Source organism: Nocardioides carbamazepini (assembly GCF_024614185.1).
GTDB lineage: Bacteria > Actinomycetota > Actinomycetes > Propionibacteriales > Nocardioidaceae > Nocardioides > Nocardioides carbamazepini.
In genome coordinates this window covers 959687-978158 of record NZ_JAHTLF010000016.1, presented here as the reverse complement: position 1 = coordinate 978158, position 18472 = coordinate 959687, and the positions used below count along the sequence as shown (strand labels likewise).

The 18472-nt window shown below is 72.1% G+C and carries 14 protein-coding genes; 3 read left to right on the top strand and 11 right to left on the bottom strand.

Translation table 11 applies throughout. The annotated features are described in order from the left end of the window. Positions 1–35 precede the first annotated feature (35 nt). Entirely contained in the window at positions 36–3164 is a 3129-nt protein-coding gene (locus KVF89_RS17255; protein ID WP_257427318.1) for an HtaA domain-containing protein, read from the bottom strand. Positions 3165–3309: 145 nt separating this feature from the next. On the opposite strand from KVF89_RS17255, the gene zwf reads away from it, so the two are divergent. Beyond that, entirely contained in the window at positions 3310–4776 is a 1467-nt protein-coding gene (gene zwf, locus KVF89_RS17250; protein ID WP_257427317.1) for a glucose-6-phosphate dehydrogenase, read from the top strand. A gap of 2 nt (positions 4777–4778) precedes the next feature. On the opposite strand, the gene KVF89_RS17245 is transcribed toward zwf, so the two are convergent. The 5 genes from KVF89_RS17245 to groES form a co-directional block, all read right to left on the bottom strand. Further along, complete coding sequence (locus KVF89_RS17245; protein ID WP_257427316.1) at positions 4779–5786, bottom strand: cytochrome d ubiquinol oxidase subunit II; 1008 nt, start codon at positions 5784–5786, stop codon at positions 4779–4781. Then, positions 5783–7186, bottom strand: coding sequence for a cytochrome ubiquinol oxidase subunit I (locus KVF89_RS17240; RefSeq protein WP_257427315.1), 1404 nt, complete (start codon positions 7184–7186; stop codon positions 5783–5785). The genes KVF89_RS17245 and KVF89_RS17240 overlap by 4 nt, the downstream gene beginning before the upstream one ends. A 98-nt stretch (positions 7187–7284) precedes the next feature. Further along, positions 7285–8145 carry a GNAT family N-acetyltransferase gene (locus KVF89_RS17235; RefSeq protein WP_257427314.1) on the bottom strand — a complete coding sequence of 287 codons (861 nt, stop codon included), beginning with the start codon at positions 8143–8145 and terminating at the stop codon, positions 7285–7287. Positions 8146–8347: 202 nt separating this feature from the next. Beyond that, entirely contained in the window at positions 8348–9970 is a 1623-nt protein-coding gene (gene groL, locus KVF89_RS17230) for a chaperonin GroEL (RefSeq protein ID WP_257427313.1), read from the bottom strand. Between the two features lie 93 nt (positions 9971–10063). Then, entirely contained in the window at positions 10064–10357 is a 294-nt protein-coding gene (gene groES, locus KVF89_RS17225) for a co-chaperone GroES (RefSeq protein WP_257427625.1), read from the bottom strand. Positions 10358–10581: 224 nt separating this feature from the next. Here groES and KVF89_RS17220 point away from each other — a divergent pair, with 224 nt between their 5' ends. After that, entirely contained in the window at positions 10582–12735 is a 2154-nt protein-coding gene (locus KVF89_RS17220; RefSeq protein ID WP_257427312.1) for an MMPL family transporter, read from the top strand. Between the two features lie 176 nt (positions 12736–12911). After that, positions 12912–14087 carry a THUMP-like domain-containing protein gene (locus KVF89_RS17215; RefSeq protein WP_257427311.1) on the top strand — a complete coding sequence of 392 codons (1176 nt, stop codon included), beginning with the start codon at positions 12912–12914 and terminating at the stop codon, positions 14085–14087. A 19-nt stretch (positions 14088–14106) separates the two neighbouring features. On the opposite strand, the gene KVF89_RS17210 is transcribed toward KVF89_RS17215, so the two are convergent. The 5 genes from KVF89_RS17210 to KVF89_RS17190 are packed head-to-tail and all read right to left on the bottom strand — an operon-like array spanning position 14107 to position 18298. Then, positions 14107–14991 (bottom strand): oxygenase MpaB family protein, encoded by an 885-nt coding sequence (locus KVF89_RS17210; RefSeq protein WP_257427310.1) that lies wholly within the window; start codon positions 14989–14991, stop codon positions 14107–14109. 4 nt (positions 14992–14995) lie between these two features. Then, on the bottom strand, positions 14996–16057 hold the full coding sequence (gene tsaD, locus KVF89_RS17205) for a tRNA (adenosine(37)-N6)-threonylcarbamoyltransferase complex transferase subunit TsaD (protein ID WP_257427309.1): 1062 nt from the start codon (positions 16055–16057) through the stop codon (positions 14996–14998). After that, positions 16054–16518 (bottom strand): ribosomal protein S18-alanine N-acetyltransferase, encoded by a 465-nt coding sequence (gene rimI / locus KVF89_RS17200; RefSeq protein WP_257427308.1) that lies wholly within the window; start codon positions 16516–16518, stop codon positions 16054–16056. The genes tsaD and rimI overlap by 4 nt, the downstream gene beginning before the upstream one ends. A gap of 10 nt (positions 16519–16528) precedes the next feature. After that, positions 16529–17152 carry a tRNA (adenosine(37)-N6)-threonylcarbamoyltransferase complex dimerization subunit type 1 TsaB gene (gene tsaB, locus KVF89_RS17195; RefSeq protein WP_257427307.1) on the bottom strand — a complete coding sequence of 208 codons (624 nt, stop codon included), beginning with the start codon at positions 17150–17152 and terminating at the stop codon, positions 16529–16531. A 24-nt stretch (positions 17153–17176) separates the two neighbouring features. Then, a complete protein-coding gene (locus KVF89_RS17190) occupies positions 17177–18298 on the bottom strand; it encodes a glycoside hydrolase family 16 protein (RefSeq protein WP_257427306.1) in 1122 nt (373 codons plus the stop codon). Positions 18299–18472 lie beyond the last annotated feature (174 nt).

The following is an 18472-nucleotide window of genomic DNA, read 5'->3' as shown; positions in this document are numbered from 1 at the left end:
CCCGGTCCGGGCCGGGCGTGACCCCGGTGTGCCACCTAGCGGACGACCAGCTTCTTGAACGCCGTCTGCGTCGGCTCCTGCGCGGCGTTGCCGGGCAGCTCGAGACGCAGGAAGTGGCGTCCCTTCGCCAGGTGCGGCAGCCGGATCTTCAACCGGCCCTGGCGATCGAGGGTCAGCCGGGCGGTGGCGCGCACCTTCCCGCCCTCCCGTACGACGACCTGGCCGGTCGGGTACGCGCCGGTGGCGCCGACGAGGCGGGCGTCGAGCCGGATCACGGCTCGCTTGCCCGTGCGGACCTTCGCCTTCTTGAAGCGCCAGTCCAGCTCCACCGCTGCCTTGCCGGCAACGGGCGGCGGAGTGACGACCGGGTCCGTGATCTCCGCACCGAGCACACCGTCGAGGGTGATCGGGTCGAGCGCAGCACCCGCTTCGTAGAAGCCGGCGAAGGCGGCGGCCCCCGGCTCGGTGAGGCTCGCCGGCAGCGCGGTGGCGAGGATCCGGTCCCCGGCCGCGGTCCAGCCGGTGGCGTCGACGTCGGCGAGCGCGACGCCCGGGTGGGCCACGATCGCGTGGGTCGTCTCGTCCTTGGACTCGACGTCGGCGACCAGGACTGCGGTCCCGCCGGTGATCCGCAGCACCGGGTTGCTGATGGTGAGCGCGAGACAGGGCGAGTGCTCGGCAGCGCAGGTCGGCGGGCCGTCGTGGCCGGTGAAGCGCACCGTGCCCCCGAGCCGCACCTCGGCCGTGCCCGTGCCCGGGTCGGTCCAGCCGCCGGTGACGGGGAAGGCGAAGGTGCCGTCCGCGTTCTGGGTCACACCGTCGGAGACGGTGACGCTGCCGTGGGCGATCGGCCCGGCGAGGTAGTCGCGGAAGGACTTCTTGACGCCCCAGGTGAGCGTGCCGCCGCGGACCTCGCGCCGGACGGTGGACGGCTCGGCGACGGTCAGCGCCACGGCGCGGGTGTGGACCACGCCGAGGCTGTTGGCCAGCCGGGCCCGGAGCCGCACGCCGCTCTGGTCGGGGTTGGTGTCGCGGACCGTGAGGAAGCCACCGTCGACGACGAAGTTCTCGTCCTCGGGATCGATGCCCTGCCAGAAGCCGCCGACACGGCGCTGCCAGGTGACGCTCGGGTAGGGGTTGCCGGCCGGCATCACCTTGAAGAGGGCGTCGTCGCCGGGGTTGGCGGTGACGTCGTCGGGCTGGGCGACGACCCGCGGGAAGAACTCGACGTTCAACGACGCCGTCGCCGAGGTGGACGTCGCGTGCTCGTTGGTCGCCAGGACCCGGAACTGGCGGCCGTTGTCGTCGCTGGTCGCGGGCCAGGTCAGGCTGGTCCCGGTCGCACCGGGGACGTCGGCGAACCGGCCGGTGCCGCCGACGCGGGTCTGCCAGCGCACACTGTCGGCGTCCTCGAACCCGGCGGTGAGGGTGACGTCCTTCCCGGTGACCCCGTCACCGAGGCCGACGGTCTGGTCGGCCGGCGAGAAGGTCGCCGTCGGCGCCAGGCCCGTCAGCCGGAACTTCAGCACCCGGTCGTCGTCGGTGGTGCTGCCGACGAAGACGCTCTGGTCGGTGCCGATGTCGCCGCCGAGGTTGTTGAAGTAGGAGGCCGAGCCGAGGCCGGGCACGCTGATGTCGGTCCAGCCGTCGCCCTTCCACACCCTGACCCGGCGCCCGGAGTAGTCGAACATCGCCACCGAGTCGGTGAGGTGCTCGCGCCGGTCGGCGAGGAAGGAGCCGACGCCGGCCTGCACCCACGGACCGGTGCCCTGGTAGACGCCACCGGAGGAGGCCACCCGGAGCTTGCTTCCGGTGTACGCCGACAGCCAGATGCCCATGCTGTCGCGGAAGGCCATCGTGGGCTGGTCGAACTGGCCCGGCTGCACGGCCTTCTCGTCGGTGACACCGCCGACCGGTGTCGCGGTCAGGGTGAGGGTGCCGGCGACCAGCCGGATCGCTCGTGCGCCCGTCTGGACGTGCGCCACGGTGGTGATCACCAGGTTGGCGCTGACGACGACGACGGACTCCCGCGCCGCGAAGGACACGCCGGTGTAGGTGGTGATCGTGAACCCGGAGGCCTCGGTCGTGCTGCGGGTCAGCACGGACAGCCCGCCGCCGCCGATCACCACGAACCGGTCGCGCGGCGCGTCGAAGGTGACCTCGTGCACGGTGCCCACACCCGGCGAGACGACCCGGCTGACGTAGCCGCCCTGGGGGTCGCGGCGGTAGGCGACCAGGTCGGCGCCCTGCGGCATCAGGACGTCGCCTGTGCCCGGGTCGAGGAACATGCCCGGGTAGCCCTGGTTGGCCGCACCGATCGGGGCGCCGGCCAGCGGCGCCAGGGTGGCGTAGTCGTAGGCCTGCAGCACCGCGCTCGTGGCACCGGCGGGCACGTGCTGGACGTGGACGACGCCGCGCTCGGCGTCGGCGACCACATTGGACACGCTGCTCAGGCCGTCGATCTCGCCTGCGGGCTCGTACTGCGGGGCACCCGAGGAGACGACGGTCTCGCCGGTGAAGGCCGGCGCGCCGCCGGGGCCGGCGTAGTCGATCGTGACCGGGTCCATGGCGCTGCCGGGCTGATAGAAGCCGGCGAAGGCTGCGGCGGCGGCCTCGGCGAGCGCCGTGGGCAGGCCGCTCCAGAGCGTCCGTCCGTCGGAGACCTGGGGCGGGTTCCCCTCGATCAGGAGATCGACGACGGGGACCCGGCCGTAGTCGACCAGCTCGCCGTCGTGGCCGCGGGAGGTGACCTGGGCGAAGATGGCGGGCTGCTCGCCGTCGATGACGACCTCGAGGTCGGCGATGGTCATGTCGAGCGCGCCGTCGTGGCCGTAGAACCGCACGGCGCCGGCAAGGTCGAGGTGAAGCCTCTTGGTGTCGGTGTCGTAGTCGCCGTCCTCGATGTCGAAGACGAACTCACCGTCCGCGTTGCGGGTCAGCCCGTCGGAGAGGGTGATGTTCTCGGTGCCGATGTAGTTGCGGAAGGAGGCGCGCACGCCCCACACCACGGTGCCGTCGGTGACGGCGACGGTCGAGTCCTCGCCGTCGGCGGCCCGCGTCGGGGGTGCGGTGAGGAGCAGGGCCGGGAACAGCAGGGAGAGCAGGGTCAGCACCAGGAGGGGTGGGCGCGCGCGAACGCGCCACCCGGTGGACGACGAGGTCACCGGAGGGTCCTTTCGGGGACGGCGGAGAGGGAGCAGGGCCCGAGAGTGCTCCAGAATAGGCAAGCCTTACCTTAGACAAAGCCGGACCGTTTGTCGACACCTTGTCGGCAAGACCGGTCCTTGACGGGTCCGGGAGGCTGGGCAGATGACCTCGGAACCCGGGAACGCCCTGCCCCCGCACGTGCTGGTGATCTTCGGTGCGACCGGCGACCTGGCCGCCCGCAAGCTCTTCCCCGGCCTCTACCGGCTGGCCGCCGCCGGTCGCCTGCCGGAGCACGTGGAGGTGATCGGCAGCGGTCGCCACTCCCCCGGCACCGACGACGACTTCCGCCGTCACGTGCGTGACGCGCTCGCCGAGTTCGTCGGCGACGTCGACGAGTCCGTGGCCGGCCCCCTGGTGGAGCGGACCCGGTTCGTGGCGTCCTCGGCCGACGAAGGCAACGCGCTGGCGCGGGCGGTCGAGGAGGCCGAGGACCGGATCCTCGCCACCTGCGGCTGCCTGCTGGGCGACGTACGCCGCCTGCTCTACCTGTCGGTGCCGCCCGGCGCGGTCCCAGGCATGGTCGGGATGCTCGACCGCGAGGACCTCGTGGCGCGCTCGCGGCTGGTGACCGAGAAGCCGTTCGGCACCGACCTCGCCACCGCCCGCGAGCTCCAGGCGGTGCTGTCGTCGGCGTTCGCCGGCGAGCAGGTGTTCCGGATCGACCACTTCCTCGGCAAGGAGGCGGTGCAGAACATCCTCGCGCTGCGCTTCGCCAACGGCCTCTTCGAGCCGGCGTGGAATCGCCACACCATCGAGTCGGTGCAGATCGACGTGCCCGAGAAGCTGACGGTCGAGGGCCGCGGCAGCTTCTACGAGGGCACCGGCTGCCTACGGGACATGGTGACCACCCACCTCGCCCAGCTGCTGGGCTTCGTCGCCCTGGAGGACCCGCACGCGTTCCGCGCCTCCGCGATCCGCGCCGCCAAGGCGGCGACCTTCTCCGCGGTCCGGCCGATCGACCCCGAGCGGGTCGTGTTCGGGCAGTACGACGGCTACCGCGAGGAGCCCGACGTCGCTCCCGACTCGCAGGTGGAGACCTTCGTCGCCGCCGAGGTCTGGATCGACAACGACCGGTGGCGCGACGTCCCGTTCTACCTGCGCACCGGCAAGGCGCTCGCCGAGGGCAACCGCACCATCACGGTGCGCTTCCGCGATCCCCGGCACCGCTGGCTCAAGCCCGAGGGCGGCGGTCACCCCGATCCCAACGAGCTCATCATCGAGCTGGCCGACCAGCCGCGGATCGCGATCGACGTGCGCGCGAAGCGGCCCGGTCCCGACATGGCCCTCGTCGAGGGGGTCTTCCGGCTCGACCTGGTGGGCGATGTCCCCGGCGCCGACCCGCTCGAGGCCTACGAGCGGCTCCTCCTCGACGTCATGCGCGGCGACCAGACGCTGTTCATCAGCTCCGAGGAGGTCGACCGGCTCTGGGAGATCTTCCAGCCGGTGCTCGACCGCCGCCCGCCGGTGGAGCCCTACGCCCCCGGGACCTGGGGCCCCGCCTCGGCACTCGAGCTGCCGCTCGGGGGTTGGCGCCTGGGCAACCATCCGGCGGTGCCCAACGGTGGCTGACGTCAGTGCTCGGGGCGCGACCACTCCTCGGACTGGGTGAGCCGGAAGAGGTAGGCCAGCGGCGGCACGACGACCACGACCGCGAGGCCGACGGCGACCAGGAGCCCCTGCAGGGTCGCGGTGGCACCGGCCGCGTCGGTGATCGTGACCTCGTCGACCAGCAGCCACGGGTACTGGCCCACGCCCCATCCGGAGACGACCGCGGCCACCGCCAGGATCGCGCCGGCCCGTGCCACGGCGTACCTGCGCCGCCACAGCAGCACCATGGTCACCGCGCCGGCGAGACCGGCGAGGGCGACGAGCGGTGCGGCGCGACCCTCGAGCCCGGCCGCCAGCGTGGGGGCGTCGCGGTCGATCGGCACCAGCGCGGCGAACACGAGCACGCCGGTCACGGCGCCCACGACGAGCGCCCGGACGCGGAGCTCCTCGGCGAGCCGCTCCTGTCCACTGCGGCGGGCGTCGGCGACCAGGAACACGCCCGCGAGGAAGGCACAGGTGCCGACCGCGATCACGCCACCGAACAACGAGGTCGGATTGAGCCAGGACGACCAGCGGTCACCGGCGCCGTCGAGCGGCACCCGACCGGACGCGATGCCGCCGGCGACGGTGCCGAGGAAGAACGGCGTGATGATCGACGAGGTGGCGAACACGATGCCGAACAGGCGGGCCTGGGCCAGCGTGGCGGCGTACTTGCGGAAGGCGAAGCTGGCTCCGCGCAGCACGATCCCGAGCAGCGCCAGCAACAGCGGCAGCACCAGGGTCGACATGGCGGCGGCGAAGGACTCCGGGAAGCCGGTCCACCAGATGACCAGCACATAGATCAGCCAGACGTGGTTGGCCTCCCAGACCGGGCCGATGCTGTGATCCACCAGGGTCCGGAGCTCGGCGCCGCGCCGGCTGCTGCCGGCGGTCAGGTCGAAGAAGCCCGAGCCGAAGTCGGCCCCGCCGAGCACGGCGTACGCGATGACACCGACGAAGAGCGCGGCCGCGACGGCCAGCTCGAGGCTCATCGGTTGGCCTCCGAGGCGTGCTCCGGGGCGTAGGGACTCGGGAGGTCCGCCTCGCCGGCACGCCAGCGGCGGGCCATGGAGCGGAGCACGACGACCGCGCCGACGGTCATCGCCGTGTAGATCACGACGCTGATGCCGAGCAGCCACCACAGGCTCGCGGTGTAGTCACCCACCGCCTCCGGCGTACGCATCACGCCGTACACGATCCAGGGCTGGCGGCCGACCTCCGTGGCGATCCAGCCGGCCTCGAGCGCGATCACCGCGAGCGGACCGGCCGCGGCGGCGAAGCGGAGGAACCACCGTCTCTCCAGCAGGTCGCGCCCTCGCCGGCGCTGGAACCAGAACCACACGACGGCGGCAGCGAGCAGGGTGCCGATGCCGACCATCGTCTGGAAGGCGAGGTGGGTCAGGTTGACCGGCGGGTGGTCCGCCTCGGGGATGGTGTCGAGGCCGGGCACCGGCTTGTCGGGCGAGTTCATCGCGATCAGCGAGCCCAGCCGGGGGATGTCGATCGACCACTTCACCTCGCCGTCGACCAGCACGCCGCCGAGCCGCAGCGGCGAGGGACTCTCGGTGGTCTCGGCCAGCTCGAAGGCGGCCAGCTTGGCGGGCTGGCGCTCGTCGAGGCCGAAGCCGAGCACGTGCCCGACGAACGGCTGGGTCACCGCGGCGATCGACGCGAAGACGAACGGGACCAGGAACCCCAGCCGGTGGTGGGCGTCGCGGCGGCCGCGCAGCATGCCGACGGCGTACACGCCGGCGATGGTGAAGCCGGCCAGCATGTAGGCGCCGACCCACATGTGGGCGAACTGCACGAAGGTCTGCAGGTTGAACAGCACCGCCCACGGCTGGACGTCGGTCACCTCGCCGTCGACGAGGCGGAAGCCCGTGGGCGCGTTCATCCAGGCGTTGACGGCGAGGACGCAGTAGGCGCCGACGACGCCGGTGATCGCCATGGGCAGGACCATCAGCACGTGCCGCTTCGGTGGCATCCGGCCCCAGCCGTAGAGGTAGATCCCGAGGAAGATCGCCTCGAGGAAGAAGGCCAGGCCCTCGAATGCGAACGGCAGGCCGAGCACGTCGCCGTACGTCCCCATCAGCCCTGGCCAGAGCAGGCCCATCTCGAAGCTGAGGACCGTGCCGGACACGGCGCCGATCGCGAACAGCACCGCGGAGACCTTCGCCCAGCGCTTCGCGAGCTCGAGCGCCACCGGGTCCTTCCGCCTGATGCCGATCAGGTGCATCGTGAAGATCATCGCGGGGAACGCGACGCCGAAGCAGGCCAGCACGATGTGCCAGCCGAGCGAGAGCGCCATCTGCTGGCGGGCGGGCAGCAGGCCCGCGGGTTCGGCCTCGGTGGCGAGGTGGGCGAGAGCGGTGACGACGTCGGGGGCCAGCACTCTTCGACCGTACTGCTTGTGAATGTGTTCACAAAGTCATCGCAGGTGTCACTTCCGCCACACCGTCGTACCCCTCGGACCTCTCGTCGCGGGGTCGGTCAGCGGCGCAGGTCGGTCAGCGCGATCCGCACGGTCAGGGACTCCCCCGCCATCCGGATCCGGCCGCGCATGCCGGCCGCGAGCACCATCGGGAGGACCGCCTTGGTGTCCGACGGTGCCGTCAGCACGATCTCCTCCGCGCCCGCCGAGCGTGCCGCGCGGGCGATCTCGGCGAGCAGCCGGGTGCCGACACCACGCCGGTGCCAGGCCGGATCGACCCACAGGTCGACCGGCCACGGCGCGTCGCCGTCGACCGGTGTGTACTCGGCCCGGCCGGCGACCTTGCCGCCCGCGAGCGCGGACACGACCACGCCCGCGGTCACGAAGTCGGGGTCGCCCGTGCCCGGCTGGTGGGGGGCCGGCGGCGCCTGGGTGTCGAGCACCTCGCCGACCAGCTCCGCGAGCGCATGGGCCCGCGTCCGCTCGGTCGGGGTGAACGGGGTGTCGCGCCGGATCTGGATCGTCGCGGCGCCGCCGACCACCATCTCCAGCACGTCGTCCGTCCCGGTGCTGGGCGCGACCTCGGCGTCGAAAAGGTGCGCCGCCACGTCCGGGAACGTCGCCGGCTGGGCGATGATCTCGCGCACCGCCCGGACGTACCGGGTCGGCTGGTCCTCGAGCGCCGCCGTCGTGACCGGTGCGGCGGACACCGCCGCGCCCCCGGCCCGGGCCACCAGCTCGAGGAGCTGGTCGCGGGTCCAGTCCTGGGGGACCTGGAGCACCAGCTCGTCGGTCACCGAGGGCCCCCCGGGGAAGACCTGGACCGTCACGATGTTGACCCCGGCCCGCCCGCAGGCCGCGGCCAGCTCGGCCAGCGCTCCGGGGCGGTCGGCCAGTCCGGCTCGCACGCGCCACAGCATGCCCTCACTATGCCCGACGAAGGTCACGCCGCGCGATCATCGGTGTTTCCGCCACCGACATCGACCCGTCGCAGATTGAACCCGAAAAACACGCCGACCCGGCGCAGTGTGAACTCGAACTGTTCAATCTGCGCCGGGTCGGTGCGGGTCCGGATTCAATCTGCGACGGGTCGGTGCAGATCCGGATTCAATCTGTGACGGGTCAGTGGCCGTGCCCGTGGCCGTGGCCGGCCGCCGCCTCGGGCTGCTCCTCCTCGGGCTTGTCGACGACAAGCACCTCGGTGGTGAGCAGCATGCCCGCGACCGAGACCGCGTTGACCAGGGCCGAACGGGTCACCTTGACCGGGTCGATGACGCCCTGGGCCACGAGGTCGCCGTACTCGCCGGTCGCGGCGTTGTAGCCGTTGCCGACGCCGAGCTCGCGGACCTTGTTGGTGATCACGTAGCCGTTCTCGCCGCCGTTCTCGGCGATCCAGCGCAGCGGCTCGTCCGCGGCCTTGCGGACGATCCGGACGCCGAACGCCTCGTCGCCGGTCAGGCCGAGGTCGTCGTCGAGGACCGACACGGCGTGGACCAGCGCGGAGCCGCCGCCGGGCACGATGCCCTCCTCGATCGCGGCGCGCGTCGCGGAGACGGCGTCCTCGATCCGGTGCTTCTTCTCCTTCAGCTCCACCTCGGTATGGGCGCCGACCTTGATCACCACGACGCCGCCGGAGAGCTTGGCGAGCCGCTCCTGGAGCTTCTCGGTGTCCCAGTCGGAGTCCGAGGCCTCGATCTCCTTCTTGATCTGCTCGACGCGACCCGCGACCTCGGTGGCGTCACCGGCGCCGTCGATGATCGTGGTGTTGTCCTTGGTGATCACGATGCGGCGGGCCTGGCCCAGCACGTCGAGACCGACCTGGTCGAGCTTGAGGCCGACCTCGGGGGAGATGACCTGGCCGCCGGTGAGCACGGCGATGTCCTGCAGCATCGCCTTGCGGCGGTCGCCGAAGGCCGGGGCCTTGACGGCGACGGCGTTGAAGGTGCCGCGGATCTTGTTGACCACCAGCGTGGAGAGCGCCTCGCCCTCGACGTCCTCGGCGAGGATGAAGAGCGGCTTGCCGGCCTGGATGACCTTCTCCAGCAGCGGCAGCAGGTCGGCGATCGCGCCGATCTTGCCCTGGTTGATGAGGATGTAGGGGTCGTCGAGGACGGCCTCCTGGCGCTCCGCGTCGGTGACGAAGTACGCCGAGATGTAGCCCTTGTCGAACTGCATGCCCTCGGTGAACTCGAGCTCCGTCGAGGGCGTGTTGGACTCCTCGACGGTGATGACGCCGTCCTTGCCGACCTTGCCGAAGGCCTCGGCGAGCAGGTCGCCGATGTGGCTGTCACGGGAGGACACGGTCGCCACCGAGGCGATGTCCTTCTCGTCGTCGACGTCGCGCGCAGCCGCCTTCAGGGCGTCGCCCACGGCCGCGGCGGCGGCGTCCATGCCGCGCTTGAGGCCCATCGGGTTGACGCCCGCCGCGACGGCGCGGAGGCCCTCGTGGACGAGCGCCTGAGCCAGCACGGTCGCCGTCGTCGTACCGTCACCGGCGACGTCGTTGGTCTTGGTCGCGACCTCCTTGGTGAGCTGGGCACCGAGGTTCTCGAACGGGTCGTCGAGCTCGACGTCACGGGCGACGGTCACACCGTCGTTGGTGATGGTCGGCGCGCCCCACTTCTTGTCGAGCACGACATAGCGGCCCTTCGGGCCGAGGGTCACCTTGACGGTGTTGGCGAGGGCATCGACGCCGCGCTCGAGCGCGCGCCGGGCGTTCTCATCGAACTCCAGGATCTTGGGCACTGCTTACTCCTTGGGTGTGGAAAGCCGAACGCCCGGGACGTCGAGCACCGGATCAACGGCGCACCGGACGTCCCGGGCGGTGTGAAGCTCGGTTCAGGCCAGGACTGCGAGGACGTCGCGGGCCGAGAGGATGAGGTACTCCTCGCCGGAGTACTTGACCTCGGTGCCGCCGTACTTGCTGTAGATGACCTTGTCGCCCACCGCGACGTCGAGCGGGACGCGGTTGCCGTTGTCGTCGATGCGACCAGGGCCGATGGCCAGGACCTCGCCCTCCTGGGGCTTCTCCTTGGCCGTGTCGGGGATGACCAGACCAGAGGCGGTGGTCTGCTCGGCCTCGAGGGGCTTGACGACGATCCGGTCCTCGAGCGGCTTGATGTTGACCGACACGATGTCGACCTCCACTTTCTAAGACTGTCTGTGTGTCCTGCAGGGCGTCCTGCAGGTGTCCGGCTCTGGCACACTCGCAGCGAGAGTGCCAATGACGAAACTAGCACTCTCCGCAAGGGAGTGCCAGAGCAGGTTCCGGACGCGCCCGTCCCGGCACGTCCGAGGGGCGTCTCCCTACCAAAGTCGGTTGACCGGAAACCGCGTCACACGGCAGCGTTCTCGCTATGTTCGCTGCGCTCGGCCGGTTCGTGACCCGTTTCCGTTGGTATGTGATCGGCGCCTGGGTGCTCCTCGCCGTCATCGTGGGCGCCACGGCACCCGCCCTCGAGTCGACCCAGGACAACTCGGAGTTCCTGCCCGACCACTACGAGTCGATCCAGGCCCTCCAGCTGCAGGAGGACAAGTTCTCCGACGCGTTCTCCCCCGGCGCCATCCTCGTCATCGAACGCGAGGACGGCGGCACGCTGACCGCCGACGACCAGGCCGCCGTCGCGGGCCTCGCGCAGGAGCTCGCCCCGACCCTGGGCAAGAAGACCTTCCAGCCGGTGGTCGTCGCCCAGAACGAGGTCGGCGAGCCCAACCTGTCCGAGGACGGCACGGTGATGTTCGCGGTCATCCCGCTCGCGGACGGCGCGACCGGGTACGACGCGGCGGCGTTCGACGACGCCGAGAAGCTCCGCGACGAGCTCGACGAGCTGACCGAGGGCTCCGACCTCGAGGTCCGCGCGACCGGAGCCGTGCCGCAGGGTCTCGACTCGCAGGAGTCCGGCGAGGACACGCTGCTCATCGTCGGCATCGCCACGGTCGTGCTGATCGTCGGCCTGCTCGCCCTCATCTTCCGCAGTGTGCTGATCTGCCTCCTGCCGATCGTGGTCGTCGGTCTCGTGTCGTCGATCGCCACCGGCGCCATCGCCTGGGCCAACGACATCTTCGGCCTCAAGGCCGACGCCTCGGTGCAGCAGATCCTCGTCGTCGTCCTCTACGGCGTCGGCACCGACTACATCCTGTTCTTCCTCTTCCGCCACCGTGAGCGGATGCGCCAGGGCGCCGCGGTCAAGGACTCGGTCGTCTACAGCCTCGACCGGGCCGGCGAGGCGATCGCCTCGGCGGGTGGCGCCGTGATCGTGGCCTTCATGGCGCTGATCCTCAGCTCGCTCAGCATCTTCCGGGCGATCGGGCCCGCCCTCGCGATCGCGGTGTTCGTCACGCTGCTGGCCGCGCTCACCCTGGTGCCCGCGGTCGTCTCGTTGCTCGGCAAGGCGCTCTTCTGGCCGTCGAAGTCGTGGCAGAAGGAGCCGAAGCACGGCACCTTCGTCAAGCTGGGCAACACGGTCGGTCGTCGTCCCGGTCTGACCGCCCTGGTGTCGGGCGGCGCCATGACGATCCTCGCGATCTTCGCCCTCAGTTTCAGCCCCTCCTTCGACTTCAACTCCAGCCTGCCGGAGGGCGTCGAGTCGACGGAGGCGATGAAGACCTTCCAGGAGCACTTCTCCGCGGGCGCCGCCGAGCCGGTGCCGGTCCTCGTCGACGCCGAGGGCGCCGACGTGACACCCGCCCAGCTCGAGGAGTTCAAGGCGGCGCTCGGCGACGCCAAGGGCGTCGACCAGGTGACCGGCCCGCTCCCGTCCTCGGACGGGACCGCCTACCAGTACTACCTGACCCTGGCCGACGACCCCGTCTCGGACGCCGCCCAGGACAACGTCGACGGTCCGATCCGGGACGCGGCCCACGCGGCCGCACCCGAGGGCACGGAGGCGTACGTCGGAGGCACGCCGGGCATCTTCGCCGACATGTCGGCGGCGATGGCCCGCGACTACAAGGTCGTCTTCCCGGTCGCCGCGGCCGTCATCCTGCTGATCCTGGCGCTCCTGCTGCGCAGCCTGGTGGCGCCGTGGTTCCTCATGGCCGCCGTGGGGCTCGGCTTCGCGGCGACCCTGGGCCTGACGGTGATCGCCTTCCAGTTCATCGGCGGCGAGTCGGGGCTGATCTTCATGCTCCCGATCTACATCTATCTGTTCGTCACGGCACTCGGTACCGACTACAACATCTTGATGATCGCGCGTCTGCGTGAGGAGGCACGGGAGGGCCGCGACCCGCACAGCGCCGCGGCCCAGGCCGTCACCCACGCCGGGCCCACCATCGCCGCGGCCGGCGTGATCCTCGCCGGGACGTTCGCGTCGCTGATGCTCGGCGGCAACACGCTGATCGTGTCCATGGGCTTCGCGCTCGCCGTCGGCATCTTGATCGTGTCGTTCGTGATGTCGATGTTCTTCACCCCGGCGCTGACCTCCCTGCTGGGACACGCCGCGTGGTGGCCGGGCCACGGCGACGAGAAGCGCGACGAGGAGCCGGAGAAGGAGCTCACCCCCACGGCATAGAGCGTGCTCGGCAACCCGTGGCCTGCTGCGCGTCGCCCCGGCGGCGCCTCGCGGCGCCGCCGTCGCTCGGTAGACAACGCCGGTATGCCGTCGCTCCGGCGGCTTGCGAGGCACTCACCGGATGCGACGCTCGCGACGACCACGAGTTGCCGAGCACGCTCTGACAAGATCGGGGCGTGGACCTCGACGACTTCCAGTGGCTGCTGACCGACGAGGGGCAGACACTGCTCGCCGAGGCCACGGCCCTGGTCGCCGAGGGCGCCGCTCCGCTCGCCGCCGGCTCCGCGCTGCGTCGTACGACGACACCGGAGCGGGCGGCGACGGCGCTCACCCAGGTCGAGCTGCGCGGACGCGCGGTCGCGAAGTTCGGTGACCTGGCACCGCGGATGTACTTCACCCCCGACGCGCTCGAGCAGGCGACCAGGATCCGGGTCGCCCGGCACCGGGCGGGCCGGGCCGCGGCGTTCGGGGCACAGACCCTGGTCGACCTCGGCTGTGGCGTCGGCGGCGACCTGGTCGCGACCGCCGAGGCGGGCATCGTGTGCGCCGGCGTCGACCTCGACCCGGTCCGGGTGGCGGCCGCGCGGGCGAACCTGGCCGCACTGGGCCTGCCCGGCGCCGTCCAGGTCGCCGACGCCACGACGGTCGACCACAGCGGCTTCGACCTGGCCTTCGCCGATCCGGCCCGGCGCTCGGGGGCCGGGCGCAGCTTCCGGGTCGAGGACTGGACCCCGCCGTGGTCGTGGGTCGAGGGGCTGCTCGCCCGCGATGCCTGCGTGAAGGTCGCACCCGGCATCCCGCATTCGCTGGTGCCCGACGGGGTCGAGGCCGAGTGGGTCAGCGACGACGGCGAGGTCAAGGAGGCCGCACTGTGGGCCGGTCGGACCGCCACGGTCGCCCGCCGCGCGACGGTGATCGGCGCCGGCGGCCTGGCCACGATCACCGACGAGGACGACCCCGGCATCGGGGCGGTCGGGGTGCGGGAGGTCGGGGGCTACCTCTACGAGCCCGACGGCGCCGTGATCCGCGCCGGGCTGGTGACCGCCGTCGCTGCGGGGGTCGGCGGCGGGCTGGTCGACCCGAAGATCGCCTATGTCACCGCGGACCAGCCGTTCCGCACGCCGTTCGCCCGCAGCTACCGCGTCCTCGAGCCGCTCCCCTACCGGGAGAAGCAGCTCAAGGCGGCGTTGCGCGAGCGCGGTGTCGGCCGCCTGACCATCAAGAAGCGCGGCGTCGACGTCTCCCCCGAGGCACTGCGCAAGCGGCTGTCCCTCCAGGGCGACGCCGAGGCCACCATCGTGCTGACCCGGGTGGCCGGCGAGGGCACGGCCCTCCTCGTCGAGCCCATGTGAGCCGCCTTCGCGAGCCGACCTACTCCGGCAGCTCCATGGTGCGACCGCCGCGCGCCAGCACCGCACGCTCGCTGCGGATGACCGTCTTGTGCAGGTCGGCGTTGTCGCCTCGCCGCACCCGGTCGGGTACGACGTGGCGCGAGCCGCGCGCGAAGGCCGTGGCACCGCGCCAGGCGAGTGCGTGGGCAGGGGTCCAGACCAGGTCGTAGAGGCGGCGTACCTCTGGGGGGAGCATCCCGACCACGAGCAGGTTGGTCACCGTGACCCCCGGCCGGGCGAGGCGCGGCACCGGCATGTCGCGGGCGATCGCGCGGCCGACCGCGCGGGCCTCGGCCGTGAGGTGCATCCGACCGGACGCGAACCAGTCCGCCATCCAGCGCTCGAAGTCCGCGGCCGTCGCCGGCGCCACCGACCGCGGCATCCCGAAGAGCTCGCCGAACCGGACCCAGTCGGCCCACAGCTCCTCCTTCTCCTCGCCGCTCAGCGGACGCACCAGCGTCTCGAACGCGACCCGGGAGGAGTCGGCGAGCATGGCCATCGTCCAGAGCATCAGCTCGGGGTCGAAGGCGTCGTAGGGCGTGCCGCGAGCGAACTCGCCCTCGTCGCGGTCCAGCGCGCCGCGGACCCGGGTGTGCAGGTCGTGGACGGCGGCGAGCAGCCGGTCGGCCTCGGCACGCGGGGCGAAGAAGATGGTCTCGAAGGCGAGCGCGGTGCGGGCCAGCCGCTCGAAGGGGCGCTCCTTCGCGAGCGTGGACTGCGAGGTCCCGACATAGGGCACGGGGTGCGTGGCGCCGATGATCAGGGCCCGCTGGCCGTAGGTCTGCCCGACGGCGCGGTGCGACTGCACGAAGCGCAGCATCGACCCCTCGGGGAAGTACCCCTCGCCGGCGCGCGCGTCGTCCATCGTCTCAGCCTGCCAGGACCTCGGTCACCGGGAGGCTGGAATCGGCCGGAAGGTCGAGCGGCGACGGGGCCCGACCGCGCGCGACCATGGTCGCGCCGAGGGCCGCGACCATGGCGCCGTTGTCGGTGCACAGGCCCGGACGTGGGACGCGGACCCGGATCCCGAGCTTGCCGGCGCGCTCCTCGGCGAGTGCGCGCAGCCGGGAGTTGGCGGCCACCCCGCCGCCGATCATCAGGTCCTCGATGCCCTCGGCGCTCGCGGCGTCGAGCGCCTTGCGGACCAGGACGTCGCAGACCGCCTCCTGGAAGGAGGCGGCGACGTCGGCGACCGGCACCGGCTCGCCGGCCCGCTCGCGCGCCTCGACCCAGCGGGCGACGGCGGTCTTGAGGCCGGAGAAGGAGAAGTCGAACCGGTGCCGCTCGAGGTCGCGGCGACCGGTGAGGCCGCGCGGGAAGTCGATCGCGATCTTGTCCCCCTCGCGGGCGACCCGGTCGATGTGCGGACCGCCGGGGAACGGCAGCCCGAGCAGCCGCGCGACCTTGTCGAAGGCCTCACCGGCCGCGTCGTCGATGGTCGCGCCCATCGGCGCCACGCCGCCGGCGTGCCCGGTGATGTCGGTGACCCTGAGCAGGCTGGAGTGGCCGCCGGAGACGAGCAGTGCCAGGCACGGCTCGGGCAGCGGCCCGTGCTCGAGCTGGTCGACGGCGACGTGGGCGGCGAGGTGGTTGACGCCGTAGATCGGCTTGCCGAGCGAGAGCGCGAGCGCCTTGGCGGAGGCGACGCCGACCAGCAGGGCGCCGGCAAGGCCGGGGCCGTGGGTCACCGCGATGGCGTCGACGTCGGCCAGCGCCACGCCCGCGGTGTCGCAGGCACGCTGGATGGTGGGGACCATCGCCTCGAGGTGGGCCCGGCTCGCGACCTCGGGTACGACGCCGCCGAAGCGCGCGTGCTCCTCGACGCTGCTCGCGACCGCATCGGCGAGCAGGGTGGTGCCGCGCACGATGCCGACACCGGTCTCGTCGCACGAGGTCTCGATGCCGAGCACCAGGGGTTCGTCGCGGGTCACGGGACCATTGTGACGGTTGTCGCCAGCACGAGGGCGGTGGTGCCGTCCCGGTAGTAGCGCGGCCGCCGCCCGAGCTCGCTGAACCCGTGCCGCTCGTAGAACCGGCGCGCGGGGGCGTTGTCCTCGCGCACCTCGAGCAGCAGCCGGGCGGCACCGCCCTCACCCGCGACGGCGTGGACGCCGCGCAGGACTGCCGTGGCGACGCCGGCACGCCGCAGCGGCTCCGGGACCGCGATCCGCTGCAGCTCCGCGTCCACGTCGACCACGCTGACGACCGCATAGCCGGCGAACGCGCCGGCGTGCTCGGCGACGACGACGGTGATCGTGGGCAGCAGGCCGGAGACGCCCTCCCCGATCAGGTTCGCCGACCACGGGTCGAGCGGGAAGGCCTCGGCCTCGAGGGCGACGATCGCGTCGACGTCGCCCGTGGTCGCGGGCCGGACGGTGGTGCGGCTGCTCATGTGGGGTGGTTCATCGGAGTCGGGCGACCGCGTCGGGCCGGCGCAAGTAGAGCGGCTCGGGCGGCAGCACCGCGACCCGGCCCTCCGCGACACCTCGCGCCAGCCACGCGGCGTCCGGCCGCTCGGGGCCGCGCGCGTCGGGGAACGCCTCCGGGTAGAGCCGGGCGCCCTCGCCGACCACCGGCCCGCTGGTGGCGAGCACGGCCGGCTTGTCGACGACCGGCTCGTCGAGGCGCGTCCCCCCGGCGTCGTACGACGCGAGGTAGACCTCCTTGCGCCGGGCGTCCGTGGCGACGACGAAGTCGCCGGTCACCGCGCCGTCGGCGACGGCCTGGAGCGCGAGGGCGTCGAGCGAGCACACCCCGTGGACGGGTACCTCGAGCACGTGGGCCAGGGTGCGGGCGGTCACCAGCCCGACCCGGAGTCCGGTGAAGGGACCGGGCCCGACGCCGACGGCCACGGCCGTCAGGTCGGCCGGGCGGACACCGGCCTCGGCCAGGACCCGCTCGATCAGCGGCGCCAGCTGCTCGCCGTGCCTCATCCCCTCCTCCGAGGTCGCGGCGGCGACGACGCCGGTCCCGTCGTGGAGCGCGACGGTCACCGTCGGCGAGGCGGTGTCGAAGGCGAGCAGCACGCCCCGAGGCTACCGCCGCCCCCGCTACTTCCAGACCTTGACGTAGTCGACCTCGAGCGTCGTCGGCGGCAGGGCGCCGCCGAGGAACGTGTTGACGCCGCTGCCGCTGAGCAGCTGCGAGAAGCTCATGATGAAGCGCTTGCGGAAGCTCGTCGCGCCGGCGGTGTTGGTGAGGCAGGTCTTGCCGTCCACCGAGATCGTCAACCGCTCGGCGGTCCACTCCAGCGCGTAGGTGTGCCATTGTCCACGGGGAGCCAGGCAGTCCCAGGCGGTGTTGAGCCCGTGCTTGGCCCCGCCGTTGTCGTTCCACGTGTAGTGCAGGAACGGGATCGCCAGGTGCGGGTAGGCCGCATAGTTCTCGACGATGTCGATCTCACCGGACGCGGGCCAGGTCGTGTCCGAGCTGTAGCGCGTGTCGGGCCACAGCCAGAAGGCCTCCTGCGGGCCGGCGAAGGACACCGCCTGCGACTTCATCCGGGCCTCGAACCGACCGTACTGCTGGCTCCACTTCCAGAACGTGTTGACCGATCCGGTCACATAGGAGGCACGGGTGCCGTCCTTGCGCAGCGGGCACTGGTCGGCGCGGGCCGCCGGGCGCGCCGTGAGCCGCAGCGAGCCGCCGCTCACCGCGACGGTCTGCGGGGTGTCGACCATGCAGGCGGCGCCGGTGCTCGTGCCGTCCATGACGTGCCAGAAGCGCTCGTCGAGTGCCGCACCGTCGAACTGGTCGACGAACGAGCACTGGTAGCTGCCCCCGCCGGGCCGATCCAGCACCGTCCCGCAGGCATCGGTCGGCTTGGGCTTCGCGGCGGCGGTGGGCGCCGCCGCGGGGACCGGCTCCACCGCTCGTGCCCGACTGGTCCGGCCCTCCGACACGACGCGGTAGTGGCGTGGCCGGGTCGGTGTGCCGAGGGTGATCCGGAAGGTGCCCCGGCGCGAGGCGCGGTCCCGGCCGACGGCCTTCCAGCCCGTCCGGGCCCGCACCTGGAGCCGGACGCTCGCCCGCGGCCGCGCCTGGCCGGTGAAGACCAGGCTCGTCCCACCCTGACGTGGCTTGTCGAGGGCCGGCGCCTTGCGGCCGCCGGCCGCGGCGGCCGGCGCGGCCAGCCCCCAGGCCACCAGGCACATCATCACCAGCACCGTCATCGTCCGCGCACGCAGCATAACCATCGGTCCCCCAGTCGAGTGGTCTCGCGGACGACGCTAGGAAATCAGCGCCCCCGCGCGGTACCACCGTGAAGCCGGGTTCAATGGCTCCAAACGACGGGTGGTCCCGGGACGTTCGTCCCGGGACCAGGTTGGCCGATCGGCCATCCGCCC

Excerpts from the sequence above, each read along its gene's own strand:
- zwf (WP_257427317.1), top strand. The coding sequence starts at position 3,310 with ATGACCTCGGAACCCGGGAACGCCCTGCCCCCGCACGTGCTGGTGATC.
- KVF89_RS17245 (WP_257427316.1), bottom strand. The coding sequence starts at position 5,786 with ATGAGCCTCGAGCTGGCCGTCGCGGCCGCGCTCTTCGTCGGTGTCATC.
- KVF89_RS17235 (WP_257427314.1), bottom strand. The coding sequence starts at position 8,145 with ATGCTGTGGCGCGTGCGAGCCGGACTGGCCGACCGCCCCGGAGCGCTG.
- KVF89_RS17220 (WP_257427312.1), top strand. The coding sequence starts at position 10,582 with ATGTTCGCTGCGCTCGGCCGGTTCGTGACCCGTTTCCGTTGGTATGTG.
- KVF89_RS17210 (WP_257427310.1), bottom strand. The coding sequence starts at position 14,991 with ATGGACGACGCGCGCGCCGGCGAGGGGTACTTCCCCGAGGGGTCGATG.
- rimI (WP_257427308.1), bottom strand. The coding sequence starts at position 16,518 with ATGAGCAGCCGCACCACCGTCCGGCCCGCGACCACGGGCGACGTCGAC.
- KVF89_RS17190 (WP_257427306.1), bottom strand. The coding sequence starts at position 18,298 with ATGACGGTGCTGGTGATGATGTGCCTGGTGGCCTGGGGGCTGGCCGCG.